The organism is Flavobacterium sp. UBA2787 (assembly GCA_002352205.1).
In the GTDB taxonomy this organism is placed as follows: domain Bacteria; phylum Bacteroidota; class Bacteroidia; order Flavobacteriales; family Flavobacteriaceae; genus Flavobacterium.
Map to the genome: position 1 here is coordinate 20,518 of DEHZ01000009.1, position 16,316 is coordinate 36,833.

The 16,316-nt window shown below is 32.3% G+C and carries 14 protein-coding genes; 11 read left to right on the forward strand and 3 right to left on the reverse strand.

Going from position 1 to position 16,316, the window contains the following annotated elements:
* Nucleotides 1-561, forward strand: a complete 561-nt coding sequence (locus tag B4N66_RS06480) for a MepB family protein (RefSeq protein WP_291093274.1) — start codon at nt 1-3, stop codon at nt 559-561.
* 56 nt (nt 562-617) lie between these two features.
* Here the strand turns inward: B4N66_RS06480 and B4N66_RS06485 are convergent, their stop codons facing one another.
* Nucleotides 618-1,205, reverse strand: a complete 588-nt coding sequence (locus B4N66_RS06485; protein ID WP_291093275.1) for a hypothetical protein — start codon at nt 1,203-1,205, stop codon at nt 618-620.
* A 447-nt stretch (nt 1,206-1,652) separates the two neighbouring features.
* On the opposite strand from B4N66_RS06485, the gene B4N66_RS06490 reads away from it, so the two are divergent.
* From B4N66_RS06490 to B4N66_RS06520, 7 genes are all read left to right on the forward strand, one after another.
* Entirely contained in the window at nt 1,653-2,243 is a 591-nt protein-coding gene (locus tag B4N66_RS06490) for a hypothetical protein (RefSeq protein WP_291093277.1), read from the forward strand.
* 226 nt (nt 2,244-2,469) lie between these two features.
* Nucleotides 2,470-3,924: a tetratricopeptide repeat protein gene (locus B4N66_RS06495; protein ID WP_291093278.1), complete on the forward strand. Its 1,455-nt coding sequence runs from the start codon at nt 2,470-2,472 to the stop codon at nt 3,922-3,924.
* Nucleotides 3,925-4,251: 327 nt separating this feature from the next.
* Nucleotides 4,252-5,349, forward strand: a complete 1,098-nt coding sequence (locus B4N66_RS06500; RefSeq protein WP_291093279.1) for a fatty acid desaturase family protein — start codon at nt 4,252-4,254, stop codon at nt 5,347-5,349.
* The gene (locus B4N66_RS06505; protein ID WP_291093281.1) at nt 5,339-6,406 is read left to right on the forward strand and encodes a fatty acid desaturase family protein; all 1,068 of its coding nucleotides are present in this window, start codon (nt 5,339-5,341) and stop codon (nt 6,404-6,406) included. The genes B4N66_RS06500 and B4N66_RS06505 overlap by 11 nt, the downstream gene beginning before the upstream one ends.
* A 19-nt stretch (nt 6,407-6,425) precedes the next feature.
* On the forward strand, nt 6,426-6,893 hold the full coding sequence (locus tag B4N66_RS06510) for a hypothetical protein (protein ID WP_291093283.1): 468 nt from the start codon (nt 6,426-6,428) through the stop codon (nt 6,891-6,893).
* Between the two features lie 105 nt (nt 6,894-6,998).
* Nucleotides 6,999-7,481 carry a DNA-deoxyinosine glycosylase gene (locus B4N66_RS06515; protein WP_291093284.1) on the forward strand — a complete coding sequence of 161 codons (483 nt, stop codon included), beginning with the start codon at nt 6,999-7,001 and terminating at the stop codon, nt 7,479-7,481.
* 296 nt (nt 7,482-7,777) lie between these two features.
* Nucleotides 7,778-8,689, forward strand: coding sequence for a hypothetical protein (locus B4N66_RS06520; RefSeq protein WP_291093286.1), 912 nt, complete (start codon nt 7,778-7,780; stop codon nt 8,687-8,689).
* On the opposite strand, the gene B4N66_RS06525 is transcribed toward B4N66_RS06520, so the two are convergent.
* Both B4N66_RS06525 and B4N66_RS06530 read right to left on the reverse strand, forming a co-directional pair.
* On the reverse strand, nt 8,672-9,565 hold the full coding sequence (locus B4N66_RS06525; RefSeq protein WP_291093287.1) for a phosphatase PAP2 family protein: 894 nt from the start codon (nt 9,563-9,565) through the stop codon (nt 8,672-8,674). The two genes, B4N66_RS06520 and B4N66_RS06525, sit on opposite strands and share 18 nt — an antisense overlap.
* An 11-nt stretch (nt 9,566-9,576) precedes the next feature.
* A complete protein-coding gene (locus B4N66_RS06530; RefSeq protein ID WP_291093288.1) occupies nt 9,577-13,305 on the reverse strand; it encodes a metallophosphoesterase in 3,729 nt (1,242 codons plus the stop codon).
* Between the two features lie 27 nt (nt 13,306-13,332).
* On the opposite strand from B4N66_RS06530, the gene B4N66_RS06535 reads away from it, so the two are divergent.
* The 3 genes from B4N66_RS06535 to B4N66_RS06545 all read left to right on the forward strand — a co-directional run bounded on the left by B4N66_RS06535 (nt 13,333) and on the right by B4N66_RS06545 (nt 16,297).
* Nucleotides 13,333-14,514 (forward strand): Pycsar system effector family protein, encoded by a 1,182-nt coding sequence (locus tag B4N66_RS06535; protein ID WP_291093289.1) that lies wholly within the window; start codon nt 13,333-13,335, stop codon nt 14,512-14,514.
* Between the two features lie 164 nt (nt 14,515-14,678).
* The gene (locus B4N66_RS06540; protein WP_291093291.1) at nt 14,679-15,161 is read left to right on the forward strand and encodes a GbsR/MarR family transcriptional regulator; all 483 of its coding nucleotides are present in this window, start codon (nt 14,679-14,681) and stop codon (nt 15,159-15,161) included.
* Between the two features lie 26 nt (nt 15,162-15,187).
* Nucleotides 15,188-16,297: an efflux RND transporter periplasmic adaptor subunit gene (locus B4N66_RS06545; protein WP_291093293.1), complete on the forward strand. Its 1,110-nt coding sequence runs from the start codon at nt 15,188-15,190 to the stop codon at nt 16,295-16,297.
* Nucleotides 16,298-16,316 lie beyond the last annotated feature (19 nt).

The window sequence follows — 16,316 nt, forward strand, 5'->3', positions numbered from 1 at the left end:
ATGAGAGAATTTCCAATATCTTCCGATTTAAAATTCATACTGGACGTCTATGCTAAATGTGGTTTCACTATAACAAACTTAAAACTACATTCAGAAAGTAGTGAATACGCTGCTTGTTCATTTGAACTTGACGGTCAAAAAGTGGAATACCGAGTTTCTAAAATCACACCCACCAAAACAGGGCAATTTGTAACGATTTGGAAACGAAACAACGAAGGTATAACAGCACCTTTTGACGTTTCTGACCTTGATTTTATCGTAATTACTTCAAAAAGCGGTGACAAAATAGGGCAATTTATTTTTCCTAAATCTGTATTGGTGGAAAAAGGAATTATCACAAGTAATGGCAAACAAGGAAAAAGAGGAATTAGAGTTTATCCGCCTTGGGATAATGCTAACAGCAAACAAGCAGAACAAACGCAACGCTGGCAAACTAACTATTTTGTGCTAATTGAACGAGATAACTCTACCCTAGTTGAATTGACAAAAAAATTTAAAGAATTATTCCAAAATAATTTGAACCAGCCATCTGTAAGTCATTTACAAATTCCATCCAAATAAAAACTCACTACCTTCTAAAAAATAGAAAGAAGTGAGTTTATGTAAAACAATATACTTTATTTCTTCTTCTTAGAAGTGGCTTTTTTGCCTTTTGCTTTTGCCTTTTTAGCTTTTTCTTTCGCTTTTGCTTTTTCTTTTGCTTTTTTAGCTTTTTCCTTTGCTTTGGCTTTTTCTTTTGCCTTTTTGGCTTTCTCTTTCGCTTTGGCTTTTTTAGCTTTTTCTTTTTTCAATTCTTCTTTCATTTTATCCCTCATCTTTTTGTATTTTTTAAGTTGACTTTGGATTGACTCCGGAGTTTCAACTTCTTTCTGTTCAACTTTGCTTACAGCTTTCACTTTTGGTGTTGCGTTTGCAGGCGTTTTTGAAGCAGGCGTTTTACTTGCTACTGGTTTCGCAGGTGTAGATGGCTTAGTAGCCGTCGTTTTTGGAGCAGCAGACTTGGCCGTAGTTGTTCTTGATGCCGTGGTTCTTGGAGCGGCCGGTTTAGCAGTAGTCGTTTTTGCTATGGCAGCTCTTGCCGTACTTGGTTTTGCAGCTGCAGGTGTTCTACGCGGAGTGGCTTTTTTAGCCTCCGGTTGCTTATTCTCTGTGGTCGTCTTTTTTACTTCATTTGAAGTGGCTTCGGGTGATTTATTTTCTTCCATATTTTTTATTGTAAATTAATTGTAAACGTATTGATAACTACGTGTTAAGCAAATTTAAGTCATTTGTGTTAAAGGGCAATGTTAAGTTTTTAGTTTAGGGTAAAAGTTAACATTGAGAATTGGAAAATGTGTTAATTTGGGAATAGAAAGAAGAGTAGCTTTCACAGAAAACACAAAAAAATAGAAATCAATCAATTTTTATTTGAAAAGATATAGTTCTCTAACCTATTACCCATTCCCACGATAACCCTTAACCATTTTTTAATGGAACAAGGAAAAGCGGATTAGATAGAAACCCAATTTACCTCTAATTTTTAATATTCTGCTAAGGTTTATAAACTTACAGCAACGAGAAGATGATAGGTTAAAATTATTTTTTACTTTAGTAAAATGATAGGATATTCGAAAGGTTATTAATTATATGTTTGAGTAATAATGAATTCAAAAATGAATAAAATTTTAATCGCACTAATGACCTTTTTAGCTTTTGGATGTCAATCTGAACAGAAAAACAGTATGAATGAATTAGAATCTGATAATAAAGCTGTAAAAATCAATATCGAAAAAAATGAATCTGATCTATTATTAGATACATTAGTTTTTGACAAAAGCATGGATGGAGAATTATTGATAGAAAAAAATGCTTTCGGTTTATCTGAACTAAATTTTTACAAACAATTTGTTGCTGAAGATAAAATTAACGAAAAGCAAATTATAACAGATGAGTACTCAAAAACGGAAATTACGTATTTAGGAAAATTAATGGATTTAGATAATCAAAATTCCTATCACATAATTACGAATTTCAAAATAATCGGTATTGGAGAAATGGATTCGCCACGAGGAATGAGCAACATCGCTTTTTTGAGTAACAATCTAGACAATGCCATTATATACAATATGGGCATGCCGGACGAACTTCCTGAAAAAATTGAGAATAATGTTCTGTATTTCACGCTTAAATCTAAAAAAATTGGAATCTCAATAGCAGGAGGCTTATCGCCAATGCTATGCCTCCCTCTCATTGGATGTAATTGATGCATGAATTTGCTGTAAGAAGACGTCGCATAAAAAAACCATTCAATGCTATCTATCATATTATTTACTGCATGAAATAAATTTCAACATATATTTTCCAAATTGTGAAATGAAAATAGTATAAATTTGACACATTGGCTAAAATTGTAAGAAGTAAATTTTCCTTTTTTAAATGGAGATAATTTTAAACTAATAATACATGAAAACAACAATAAATCGAAGTAAAATGAAAATCCTTATTATTCTGATAATTTTACCCATACTAGTATTTTCTCAAAAACTCAAAAGAAACACTTTTGAATATGAAAAACTCACTACTGAAAATTTTATTGAATGTGATGAAAGCATCAAAAGAGAATTGGAAGCGTCATTTATTGCAATTCAAGAAAACAATAGTGCCGAAGCAGTTAAAATTGCAAAAAAAATGTATGACAATAACAATGATTGTTTTCAGGTTTATGAAACGTATAGCTATTCCTTATTTAGAAATGGCAAATGGTTTGAAGGTATAGAAATCATTGAAAATGGAATTCAAAAATTTGGAAGTGTGCCAGAATTGATAAAACGAAAATCTGAAATGAGCTTAGAAATGGCTCAACTTGGAACAGGGCAAAAAAATATTGATGGCAGTTCAGTATATAAAGCAAATTCATTAAAATATGATGAAGAACAATTCAAAGAAGAAAATTTAAAATCTGCTTTGGTTGATTTACATTATTTAATGACCAAATATAAAGGAAGTGAAGAAACATTTTATGTTGCTAAAATTCAACAATTATTAAAACAATATGACGAATCAACAGTACTATTCAAAACGCTTACAGATCATGAAGATTACAAGTACGGTGCTGTATTCAATATTGCAGAAAATTATATTGCTCAAAATAAATTAAATGATGCCGAAACCGAATTAAATAAACTTTTGGTAAATAACAACAAAGAAGGGATGATCTATGATAAACTTGCAGAAATTTATGCCCTTAAAAATGATGAAGACAAAGCTACCAAATTTAAAAACATGGCGATTTATTTTGACAATGTTCCTTACTTTTCTGATTTGGAATACTCGGAAGACAACTTTGAATTATTGAAATTCTTTGGGACAAACGAAAATAAATCAGATCAAAAAATCAAGAAATTAAATAACATTGTAAATCAAAATAATCCAAATTTCACTATTGATGTTTGTTTACTCATTTTAAAACTTCATGCTAATCATGGTAATGGAGTTGAAGAAAAAGCAACAGAAATTTTAATACAAATTGGAAAACCTTCTATTGAAAAAGTAAATAAACTATTTCAACTTGATGTTTCAACCTGCACAATTACAAACTTAGCTGATATAATGGCAACAGTAAAAGATGAAGATTCTTGGGAACTTATGAAACAATATTTACCCCATATTGCAAATTTACCAATGACAATGATTCCGCCCAATTTACCTGAAAAAATGATAAAATTTGATGAAGAAAAAGGAATAAAAGAGATATTGTTTGTTGTAAAACCATTATTAAACTCGAAAAAAGAAAGTGATAGCCCGATGGGTGAGTTAGGTGGTTTTGGACAGTATGTTTATTATTCTCCATTAAAGAAAATTAACCTAACCAAGTTAAGAAAAATAGCGACTGAATTAAATTATTCAGATAAAGAATTTAAATTACTTGAAGAAAAAATTGAGTAAAAAGGTTGAATGTACTAATCAATCCAACTCTTCTCCAACCGTCTTGCAAGAATACTAATCAGTATGAAATTCAAACTCATTAATAAAAAATGAGCAACTTAGATTATGCTCAGAAGTAGTTTGATTTATAATTAAGGAAAAAAACAAAGAGAATGGCTTGAAGACAGTTTAGAAAAACAGAAAAAAATGGCTTAGGAAAAGGATAATAATAACGAAATATAATGTTTTTAGCAAATAATCGTTTAAACAATTGTTATGCTTTGTAATTTAAAATTTATTTTTTTTTAACCCATTCAATCGTTTAAATTATCAAAAAAAACCATTCCAATGAAAAAACTAAAATTTTCTAAAGACGAAGGCTCTGATTTCTATAAAGAATTGAATGAAAGAATCGAACAGTATTTTGCTGAAAAAGGCATTCGGAAAACTGGCAATACGATTATGATTTTCAAAATCATACTGTATTTCAGTTTAGATATTTTGTTTTATGCACTTATGATTACAAGCACTACAACAATTGGTTTTTACACTTTTTATCTGTTAATGGGACTTTCAGTGTTACTAACAGCATTCAACATTTCGCACGATGCTGCTCACGGAGTGGCCGTAAAAAGCAAATTTTGGAACAAACTCTTGTTTTCAATCAGCTTTAATCTGCAAGGAAACAATGCTTACGTTTGGGGAAAAAACCACAATGAATCCCATCACCTTTACACCAATATTGAAGGAAGCGATATTGATGTACTCAACAATCCATTGTTCCGAATGACGGAAACTCAAGAATTAAAATGGTTCCACAAATACCAATTCATTTATGCACCATTCCTTTACCTTCTTTATTCCATCAATTGGTTTTTCTTTCGTGAAACGTTAATGCTTTTGAACTATTCGAGTAGAACCATAAAGATTGAAATTCCCAAAAACGAAGTAGTTAAGCTGGTTATCTACAAACTACTCTATATTGGCTATATGATTATCATCCCAATTTACTTATTACCTTTTGGATGGACAACCGTTTTATTAGCGTTTCTGCTAAATCACTTTATCGTTTCAATTCTATTTGTGGGTGTTTTGGGTGTTTCCCATTTATCCGATTATGTACAACATCCTATACCTGACCAAAACAATAAGCTAAACATGAGTTGGCCAAAATTACAAATGTGTACGTCTGTAGATTACAACGCAGACAGCATTTTTTTCAATTGGACATTAGGCGGTTTCAATGCTCATGCCTTGCATCATTTATTACCGAACATTTGTCACGTTCATTATCTGGAAATTCTTCCTATATTTCGTGAGACAGCTCAAAAACATGGACTTACTTATATGGAAATGCCCTACCGAAAATCACTTGCCTCCCATTTTCGTTTTTTAAAAGGGATGGGAACACAACAAACTTTTAAACCAATTCCTTTTGCGAGATAAGCACATTCATATTGCTAAAGACAGCGATTTGCTAAAAAACATTTACCGACAAGTAGATGAGAAACTACACATCAACAAACGCAGTTTCTTATGGAAAATTTGGACGAAGTTCATTTTCTATTTCTTCTTTTCGGTGTTGGCTTATGCTCTTTTATATTTAGCAAATAGTTCCTTGTATTTTATTCTTAGTTTTATACTTTACGGATTTGTTTCGTTACTGTTTGCTTTCAATTTTTCGCACGACTTTTCACATAACACTATTTTCAAAAACAAAAAACTAAACAACCTTTGCTTTATTTTTATTTACACCATTGTGGGTGCTCACGCAGAAGCTTGGAAACAACGACACATTCAATCACATCATTATGCACCGAATGTAAAAGACTATGATTCTGACCTTAAAATCACTAAACTAATTCGAGTAATCCCAAACAGTGAATACCATTGGTATCATAAATATCAACACCTATATGCACCATTGGCATACACCACCTATTCGCTTTTTTGGGTTTTTATAAAAGACTTTGTTATTCTATTTTCCAAAGATGAATACACAGAAAAGAAAGGTGTAAAATACCACTTTTCCTTTTGGACGCAAAAACTCGTTTACCTCACTTTTATTCTTCTATTGCCACTACTATTCTCCGGACAAGTTTGGTACGTGGTGCTAATCGGATTTTTACTCATGCATTTATCACAATCCCTATTTTTACTTTTCACTTTCTTCATGACACATCACGTGGAAGAAACCGAATACCCAACCACCGATGAAAACGGCTACATCAAAACATCTTGGTTAATGAATCAAATTAAAAGTTCAAACGATATGCATCCGTTTAGCGAAACAGCCAACTTTATTTTGGGTGGCTTCAACAACCACATTGCACATCATTTGTTTCCGCATTACCATCATATTCATTACCCAAAACTCAACAAAATATTGTATGGTGTTTTACTTGAAAACAATATAAAACCCAATCAAACAAGTTATTGGGGCGGACTTGTTTCGCATTTGCGATTATTAAAACGAATGGGAAATCCGGAAAGAATGGTATAAATTAAGTGGATCAAAATCAATGAAACTATTCCCTGAAAATAAGTATTCAATTGAATTATTCAATGATAAAGAATCAGCGATTTCAAATTTAAAAAATTATACTTTATCAAAAGAACAGTATGTTACAAATTGGAATAATCAACTATTTATTGGCGAAATCAAAGAAAATGAATTTGAACTAAAACTATCAAAAAAGTTGTATGGAGATTTTTGCATTGTACACGGAAAATTGGAAAATAAAAAAGGAACGTTAGAAATTCAGACGGGGAAAATCTTAAAAATCTTATTTATTTTGATAATTTTATTCACGCTTTCCGGAATGATTATAGCAATGATTCAACATAAATTTGAGCTGATTTTTAAGCTTATGATGGCAATTGTAATGCTACGATTTATTTTTCTGGAATTAGGTTTCAGATATGTTTCCAAAAGATTACTACAAAAATTGACTGAAGTAATCAAAATAAAAACGTTGCAAGAAAAATGATTTTAATAAATTGTTTTTCTAAAAAGTAAGTGGTTATTTAATTATAATGTGAACCGCAACAAGTAAATTAACGCAATTAAAATATATCAAACCCACAACCACCAAATGAAAATCCACTCCTTCCCATCCATTTCCAACCAAGAGGCAAAGGTATTGATTTTGGGTACAATGCCCGGAATTGCTTCATTAACGTTAAACCAATATTATGGTCATCCACGGAATGCTTTTTGGAAATTATTGTTTTCAATTTTTGAGGAACCCTACTCCACCGATTATGAAATTAGAAAAAAGTTAGTTCTAAACCATAACATTGCCCTTTGGGATGTACTGCAAAATTGCGTGCGAGAAGGAAGTTTAGACAGTGCCATTGAACAAGAAATTCCGAATGATTTTACAGATTTCTTAGCTACTCATCCAAAAATTGTAAAAATCTTTTTTAATGGACAAAAAGCGGCACAGTATTTCAAAAAGTATGTTCAGTTAGCCAATCACTATCAGTTAATGACTTTACCTTCTACGAGTCCGGCGAATGCAGGGATTCCGTTTGAAGAAAAGTTACATGTTTGGGGGAATGTGGCTATGAAGTAATTTGTCAATTTGTAATGTACAAAAAACCAATTAAAACTAATCGATTCAAAATGTGAATTCACCGACAAAGAGTATGAAAGTTTAAAAACTGATCCATTAGTAACTCTAGTTATTGGGCTATGAAAATAATTTCTTCATTAAGAAAACCAAGACTTAAATCTACTTTGCTAAATAATACGTCCATGAAAGAGATAAATCAAGTTATAGACATAGTTACACATATTTTAATAACTTTGCTAAAGCGATTTGAAAATCCATTTCGAAAAAATTTCCTCCTTAATTAAACGCTGAAACTTTTGAAAACTGCTGTTATAATTTATGTTATTAATAACTTCCTAAAATCAATAAAAAAAATTACTTTTTTATATTTAGTGATTTTTACCGTTTATGTATCATGTCAAAATGATAAAAATAATGCTGTAAATTTAATTGTTTCTTTACCTCAAAATCTTTCTGAAGTCTCCGGCATGGTTGCAACCGATAGTATAATTTGGATGATTGAAGACAGCGGAAATAAATCCAAAATATACGGAATAAAGTACGATGGTATGGTGGAACATACTATTAAATTGGATGACATCCCCAATATTGATTGGGAAGACCTCACTCGAGATAATAATAACTTATACATCGGCGATTTTGGAAATAATGATAATGATCGAAAAGATTTAGCTATTTATAAAATTTCACCAAATAACCCTTCATTACCTGTAGAAAAAATAAATTTTAATTATCCCGAGCAAACTCATTTTCCGGCTAAGAAAAAAGAAAAACTATATGATTGTGAAGCTTTTTTTATTTATCAAAACGCTTTTTACTTATTCACAAAAAACAGAAGTAAAGGATTTGACGGGACTACGTTAATTTACAAAATCCCCGCAATTGTCGGAAATCATTCTGCTCAGTTAATTGGAAAATTTAAAACCTGTGCAAATTATAATTCTTGCGTTATAACAGGTGCAGCCATTAGCCCCGATGAAAAAAAAATTGTCTTGCTAGGTCATAAAAACATTTGGCTTTTTGAAGAATTCAACGATGATGACTTTTTAAGTGGTAAAATAACAGAACTTGCTCTAAATCATTATAGTCAAAAAGAAGCAGTAAGTTTTAAAGACAATGATAAACTGTTAATTGCTGATGAAAGAACTAAAAAAAGAGGTGGAAATCTCTATGAGGTTTCAATTCATACCTTAAAAAGTACCCACTAAACCTAATTGGTTATAACCCATTCTAACATTCCACGAAATTTTATTTTTTTGTTCTTCGGGATTGAGTTTATATTTAGCATCTCTTTTCAAATAAGAATCAACACATTCAACAATGGCCACACTCATCACGGTACTTAAAAAGACATCCGAAGCCCAATGAGCACCTTCCCAAATTCTTGACATAGGTGAAACCATCCCTAACACATAAAAGCCTCCTTTAATCCATGGACTTTTAAATTGTTTTGACAAAGCATAACAAGTTGTAACGGATAAAGCCGTATGACCTGAAGGAAAAGAACTAAAAGCTGGTGTGCCATTAAAAGGATCAAAATAATCATGCCCTAATCCCGTTGAAGGTCTCACTCGTCCTGCCGCTGTTTTCATCACTTGTTGAAGTAAACCACTCACACTGGCAGAGGTAATCATAAGCACTCCTGTGTAACGAATTTTTTCGTTATTTGAGAGTAATCCAACCAAATAGACACTTCCTGTTAGACCATAATTTACTAATGGTTTTCCAAATCGAAAACCAAATTCACTGACAGAAGGTGGAATATCATTATTTTGTCTTCTAAAAAAACTACTGATTTCTTCGTCGGTTAGATATAAAATTCCCGTTCCCACCAAAGTACCACCAAAATACGCAAGGTCTTTCTTGTCCCAACGGGTAGGTTGTGCAAATGTGTAAAGAAAACCGTTTGCACCGTTTCGAGCATCATATTTAAGCTTCTGCCAAATGGTTTCTTTAACTAGTGTATCATTTTTAATTTCGCTAAAAACCAACGTGTCGCGATGAATGGATAGACTATCCGTTTGGGCGTAAATAAAATGTTGACAGGCAAAAAATACAAGTAAGAGTTTCAGGAACTTATCCATATATCATAAAATTAAAATCCAAAACCTAATCCAAAAGCAATTCGGTTACCATCTTGACTATTGAAAAAAGTTAAACGTGCTGTTACTAAATCTAATCCATTGAGCCAAATTCCTCCTCCAACAGATTGATGCCATTGATTAGAATTTTCTCCATCTAACCAAACTCTTCCATAATCATATCCAGCAAGAATTCCGTAACTCATTGGAATTATAGTTTTTATTTTCCCGATATTCCAACGTAAATCGGTACTTTGAAAGAACGATTCTTTCCCCAGAAAACGTTCATTTCGGTAACCTCTCAAATCATAATCGCCACCTAATGTTGCTCCTTGATAGAATTCAAAATTATTGTTCAAAAGCATTTTTCCTTTCAATAACGTTCCTAAAATTAATTTATTGGATGTAATTAGTTGATGACTAAAGCCTAATTCACTCTCCAAATAAGTAAAATTGCGTTTAAAGTCGGATAAATTGGTTTTCCATGTTCCTTGAATAGCAAATCGCATTCCGATGGTTGGATTAGCTTCTCGATCATAGTTTTTAAAAGCATATTTAAATGAAGCTCCGGCAAATTGCTGGTATTCAAAAACTTCAGAATTTATGGATCCGGGTTCATTAATGAATCGATTGGAAGTTTCCTCTACTTCAATATTTTCAAAGGAAGTTTGAATGGTAACTTCACTGCCAAAACGACCAACATATTTTAAAGACGGAGCCACTTTTAAAATTTGAATTCGAACGCGATTATAATCCATTCCTTCTTCACTGTCAAAATTTTCAGTCTCGTTGCCATATCCAAAATAATTGATGCTAAAATTTGGAGTAGTATAACGGGCTTCCATTTCTAAATTCCATTCACCAATCAATTTGGTAAAACTATTTTTATAACCTAATTCTACACCTTCTGTAGCAAAATAATAATTAGCATTCACATTGTGTTTGGCGGTGTACGGATTGTTGATGAATCCTTGTTTTACAAAACTATATGTTCCGCCAATTTTTACACCGTCATCCGGATTAAAACCAATCATCGGCATTAAAAAAGTGTGATTGTATTTTGGTTTTTTATAATGGTATTCGTTTAATTCATAGTCATCTTTTAAATGAACAGCCGTACAGTTTTGAACATTTACGGTATTTTTCTTTGATTTATAATCGTATATTTTTACTTTTTTGCCATTTTCAACTGCATAGTTATCGTGATTTTGTCCGCCAATTAATCGAATAGTGATGTTATTTTTTTCTTTTCCTTTTACTTCAAATTGATCGTCGTCATCCAAGCCATAAATCCATATTTCTTTGGTTTGTTTTTTGTTGTAGGTTCTTGAAAATTGAAATTCTTCTCCTTCTTTTTTTAATCGAAACCATGAAACCTTTGTGTTTCCATGAGATAAACGTTCAATTAGAAATTTATCTTTTTTATCCGTTCCGGTTAGAATGATTCTTTTTTGAAGCAGTGCATAATAGCTTAAAGCAAAATTTTCTAATCCTTTTTTTCTGAATTTTAATTTGTTTTTGATAGAAAGTGTGGTATCATCATCTTTAATTTCATTTGGTAAATAGGCAAAACTTTTGTCAATAACTTCGTCTGATAATTCGTTGATTATGAAATTGGCTTGCCTTTTCCAGTCTTCTTCTGTCGCATTTTTAATAAAAGCCACATCTAAGCTGTGTGCCGAAAAGTTGAACCATTTTTCACTTGGATAATCAGCTTTAAAATTGGTAATATGTCGAACTCCGGGAATGTTAAGAAGTAAACTAATTAAGTTACCATCTACTTTTGCAAAAGCCTGATCTCGGTCGCGAGGAATGGGTTTATAAATCACTTTATCCCCTTCTTTAAATTCCGACCAACGCCATTGGTCTTGATGTCTGTCCCAATCGCCAATTAACATGTCAAACAAACGAGCTTTGATATAAGATTCTTCATCAACTTGATATTTTTCGTCTTTTCGAATGTTTGCTAGTACCTCATCTGTTCCCAATACATCTAGAGGTTTTCCGTAGCTTTCTAAATCAAGATGTTCGTTTGTTTGGCGTTCTTCAACCAAATATAATTTGTCTCCAAACGAATCATTAAATTTACCTAAACGGCTTTGTTTCGGAATAAAATATAATGTTGGATTACTGTGATAAATTCCAATTTTATTAGCCATTTTACCAACAATAAAAGGTGTAAAAGGATGACCGGAAGTATAAAAATCATAAATAAATTCTTCTGCATACGTATTTTGAAAACCCGATACAGCATTTTGATCTCTAAAAATGGATTGTAAAAAACGAGTGGCATTCTTTTTCAAGGCACGCATCACGTAATCTTTTCCGTTTTTGTCCTCTAATCGAAGTGATTCTGATTGATTTCCCCCGCCGGAAATGGTTGGAGTTACTCCGCCAAAAAGTGTATCGAGTTGAACGGATTTTGCTTCTATTGGCAAACCATAGTATTCTCTGTAATGTTCTCCCCAAAGAAATTTGTAAAACTTACTTTTTTGTGTTGATTCAGGTGAATAAATAGATGTTTTGACAGTTACAGCGTTGTTTTCTGAGTAATTAGTTTCAGTTAATCCTTCATTTGGACTTGGAATTTTAACGGAATGTAATTCTTTTAATTCGCTATTTTCAGTACCGAAAAAAGTAAGTAAAGCTGATTCGTTTTCATATACTTTTAAAGTGCAAAATCCAAAACCGCCAAACGAAAAATCATTTGTAAAAATGGCTCTCGCCGCTTCTTTTTTGGAGGCAGCTCCACTAATGACTTGCTTCACACCGTCATGTTCAATATACTGAAGATTATGTTCATGACCGGATACCACCAAAACATTATCTCGATTCTGAATCATTGGTTTAATCATATTGATGAGGTGTCGGTACTGTTTGTTTTGCAAATCTTGCGGACTTGCACCAGTAGTTTTCCGTAAAAGATTAATTAGGGACCCTACAATAGGAAGCGGAACTTTATTATTTATTGGATATAAATGTTTTCTAAGTGAATAATTTCCGCCATGTGGACCATGACTCATCAATGGATGATGAATTGCCAAAATAGTAAACTTGTTCTGATTTTTATTGATTTCACTTTTTAGTTCATCAAAAAATTCAGTTTTGGTTCTAATGTCGCAATCGTCATTTAGGGTTGGATGATTATCCCAATCCTGCAAAAACCATTCGCTATCAACCACTATCATTCCAATATAATCGTTGATTTTTACGGTTTCAATGGCACAACCTTTTCTAGGTAAAAATGCCTTTTTTTCATTTAAAAAAGTTGTGACAAATTTTTCTTGTTCTTCTAATCCTTTTAAACCATTATACCAATCGTGATTGCCGGGCATAAAGATGGTTTTACCTTTAAACTTTTTAGCAATTTCAAGTTGAATCGTTAATTTTTCTTCGGCATCCGCTCTGTTTGGGTCATTTTGATTGGCAGGCATTCCTTTCGGATAAATATTATCTCCCAAAAATACTAAAGTGCTATTCTTATCCGTTTTGGATAGTTGGTTATTCAAAAGCTTAAGTGTTTCTATAGTTTCCGGGTTGATCGTGTTTCCTGCATCGCCAATAAAGAAAAAACTATGACTTATTCTTGAGGTGTCAATCGTTTGATTATAAACGGCACTACTTGCACTTTTTCCAACTTGAACAGAATGCGTAGCACAAGAAAGCATGAATAACGAAGAAAGTAGCAGTACTCCTTTTTTATAATTTGTAACCAGTTTAATGAAAACAGAAAACATTTTCATAATTTAGTAGAAAATAAAATTTAGTATATGAATTTGATCCGACTTGCTGAACAACATGTGTCAACTTTGTTAAAAGAGAAGTTACCCACTACTTTTGTTTACCACAACTTTAATCATACAGTGGGTGTAGTTCAATCAGTTACAAAAATTACAGACTATCAACAAGTTCAAAACGAAGATACTGAAAAATTATTAATCGCAGCATGGTTCCATGACACAGGCTATATTTTTGGAACTGAAAAACATGAAGTGGCAAGTGTTCAAATTGCTACCGAATTTTTGAAAGAGCATAATTGTGAAGAACAATTCATTTTAGCTGTTGCTGATTTGATAATGGCAACGGTCTTTACACATCAACCACAAAATGAATTAGAACAAATTATTCGTGATGCAGATTATTTCCATTTTGCGAATGATAATTATTTAACTATTTGCGAATTTTTGCGTGAAGAATGGCAATCCACTTGTAAAAAGAGTTTTACAGATGTAGAATGGGCTAAAGAAAACCTACAAATGCTTTCGCAAAAACACCAATTTTATACCCCGTTTGCATTGACTTTTTGGCAACCGAGCAAGGAAAAAAACATCACTAGAATTGAAAAAAGGATAAAAAAACTCATGAATAATTTTGATGCAAATTCAACAGATAGCCCAAAAAAAATAAAAGAAGATAAGCCTGAACGTGGCATCGATACAATGTTTCGTGTAACACTCAATAATCATACTCGTTTAAGTGAAATTGCCGATAGTAAAGCAAATATTTTGCTCTCGGTTAATGCAATTATTATTTCGATAAGTTTGTCTACATTGATTCCTAAATTAGACAGTCCAAGTAACGTACATTTAATTATACCTACTTTTGTTTTGGTTATGTTTAGTGTGGTTACTATTATTTTTGCAATACTTTCAACCCGACCTAAAGTAACTTCAGGTACGTTTACACAAAAAGATGTGGAAGAACGAAAAGTGAATCTTTTGTTTTTTGGCAATTTTTATAAAATGCCTTACAAAGATTATGAAGATGCTGTGAATGTAATGATGAAAGACCGTGAATATCTATACAACTCGATGATCAAAGATTTGTATTATTTGGGTTTGGTTTTGGAACGAAAATACCGTTTACTACGAATAACGTATAACATTTTTATGGTTGGAATAATCGTCTCTGTATTAACATTTGTGTTTGCATTTAAAAATTCAGGAGTTTAATAGCTATTGAAACTTCTTCTGACTCATGATAAAAATTAAAATCTACACCTTATTTTCAAGCATAAAAATAAGCACAATTTACTTTTAACAAAAATTTAAGTTCGCTTGGTTCGGTTGTAAACGAACCAATAATTATCTTTGTCCCGAATTTAATTTGAAATGACATGGATATTATTGAAAAAGAAAAACAAGAACTCATCGAAATGTTCGGGATTCACTTTGAAACCCATCACAATCTTCCTCCTTTGTCTTCAAGAATTTTAGGAACTTTAATCTTAAACTGTAGAATAAAAGGACTCACTTTTGAAGAATTGGTTGAAGTAACCGGTGCCAGCAAAAGCTCTGTTTCTACCAATATAAATCTTTTACTAAAACTGGAAAAAATCAATTATTACACTTTACCAGGAGATAGAAGAAAGCATTTCCGTCCTTCCAATTTGGCTGATAGAATTCAAAATCACTTAAAAATTCTTCATTCAGAAATTGAAATAGTTCATAAAGTGAAGGCATTCGATGAAAAATATCGAATTTCTGCCGACTACGAAAAAGGAAGAAGCGTCTTAAACGTTTACCTAGAATATGTTCAAAATTTTGAAAAACTCCTTCTCGATTCAATTAAAAAAATTAATGAATTAGAACAACAATAATCAGAACCTCTTAATCAATTAAATAAATGAAAAACAAGTCAATTTTCACGGTAGCAATAGCCGCGTTTCTAATCATATCCTGCGGAAAAGAAGCTCCACAGCAACAAGCAATGGGGCCAATGCCATTTACTGTTCAAAAAATAAAGAAAGAAAACACAACTGTATATCAAGAGTTTTCTGCCAATATCGAAGGGCAACAAAATGTAGAAATCCGTCCAAAAGTAAACGGATTTATTCAAAAAATCTATGTTGATGAAGGTCAACCTGTCAAAAAAGGACAATTATTGTTCAAATTAGAAACACAAACCTTAAATCAAGATGCCTCCGCTGCCAAAGCGAGAGTAAGAGCAGCTCAAGTTGAGGTTGATCGAATGATTCCGTTGGTAGAACGCAACATAATCAGTAATGTGCAGTTAGAAACGGCTAAAGCAAATTTAGCTCAAGCTCAAAGCAATTACAGTAGCATTGCAGCCAATATTAATTTCGGAACGATAACAAGTCCGGTTGATGGAGTTGTTGGAAGTTTGCCCTATAAAGAAGGAAGTTTAGTCAGTTCAACCAATCCGGAACCGCTTACAACCATTTCCGATGCCAGAAACGTGCGAGCTTATTTTTCGATGAATGAAAAACAATTGTTACAATTCAATCGAACTTTCAGCGGACAAACGATGGCGGATAAAATCAAATCTTTACCGGAAGTAAATTTAATTTTAGCCGATAATTCACCTTATGAAATTAAAGGAAAAATTGAAACAATCAATGGTTTGATAAACGGAAGAACCGGAAGCATTCAATTACGTGCCGAATTTAAAAACCCTAACGGAATTTTACGTAGCGGAAGCAGCGGAACCATTCAATTGCCTACAGAACAAAAAGACATCGTCTTAATTCCGCAAATTGCCGTTTCGGAAATGCAAGGAAAACAATTGGTTTTTGTGGTTGATAAATCAAATAAAGTATCCACCAAAGTTATCCAAACCAAAGGAACTTCAGAACTCAATTATATTGTGTCCGAAGGTTTAAACGAAGGAGATTTGGTTGTTATTGAAGGTGTTTCAAAACTACGTGACGGAATGGAAATCATACCCAACGACGGATCTAAAAAAACAGCTCAAACCGCTACTTCACAAAAATAATAACGCTCAAACTTAATCA

Excerpts from the sequence above, each read along its gene's own strand:
- B4N66_RS06480 (WP_291093274.1), top strand. The coding sequence starts at position 1 with ATGAGAGAATTTCCAATATCTTCCGATTTAAAATTCATACTGGACGTC.
- B4N66_RS06485 (WP_291093275.1), bottom strand. The coding sequence starts at position 1,205 with ATGGAAGAAAATAAATCACCCGAAGCCACTTCAAATGAAGTAAAAAAG.
- B4N66_RS06490 (WP_291093277.1), top strand. The coding sequence starts at position 1,653 with ATGAATAAAATTTTAATCGCACTAATGACCTTTTTAGCTTTTGGATGT.
- B4N66_RS06495 (WP_291093278.1), top strand. The coding sequence starts at position 2,470 with ATGAAAATCCTTATTATTCTGATAATTTTACCCATACTAGTATTTTCT.
- B4N66_RS06500 (WP_291093279.1), top strand. The coding sequence starts at position 4,252 with ATGAAAAAACTAAAATTTTCTAAAGACGAAGGCTCTGATTTCTATAAA.
- B4N66_RS06510 (WP_291093283.1), top strand. The coding sequence starts at position 6,426 with ATGAAACTATTCCCTGAAAATAAGTATTCAATTGAATTATTCAATGAT.
- B4N66_RS06515 (WP_291093284.1), top strand. The coding sequence starts at position 6,999 with ATGAAAATCCACTCCTTCCCATCCATTTCCAACCAAGAGGCAAAGGTA.
- B4N66_RS06525 (WP_291093287.1), bottom strand. The coding sequence starts at position 9,565 with ATGGATAAGTTCCTGAAACTCTTACTTGTATTTTTTGCCTGTCAACAT.
- B4N66_RS06530 (WP_291093288.1), bottom strand. The coding sequence starts at position 13,305 with ATGAAAATGTTTTCTGTTTTCATTAAACTGGTTACAAATTATAAAAAA.
- B4N66_RS06535 (WP_291093289.1), top strand. The coding sequence starts at position 13,333 with ATGAATTTGATCCGACTTGCTGAACAACATGTGTCAACTTTGTTAAAA.
- B4N66_RS06540 (WP_291093291.1), top strand. The coding sequence starts at position 14,679 with ATGGATATTATTGAAAAAGAAAAACAAGAACTCATCGAAATGTTCGGG.
- B4N66_RS06545 (WP_291093293.1), top strand. The coding sequence starts at position 15,188 with ATGAAAAACAAGTCAATTTTCACGGTAGCAATAGCCGCGTTTCTAATC.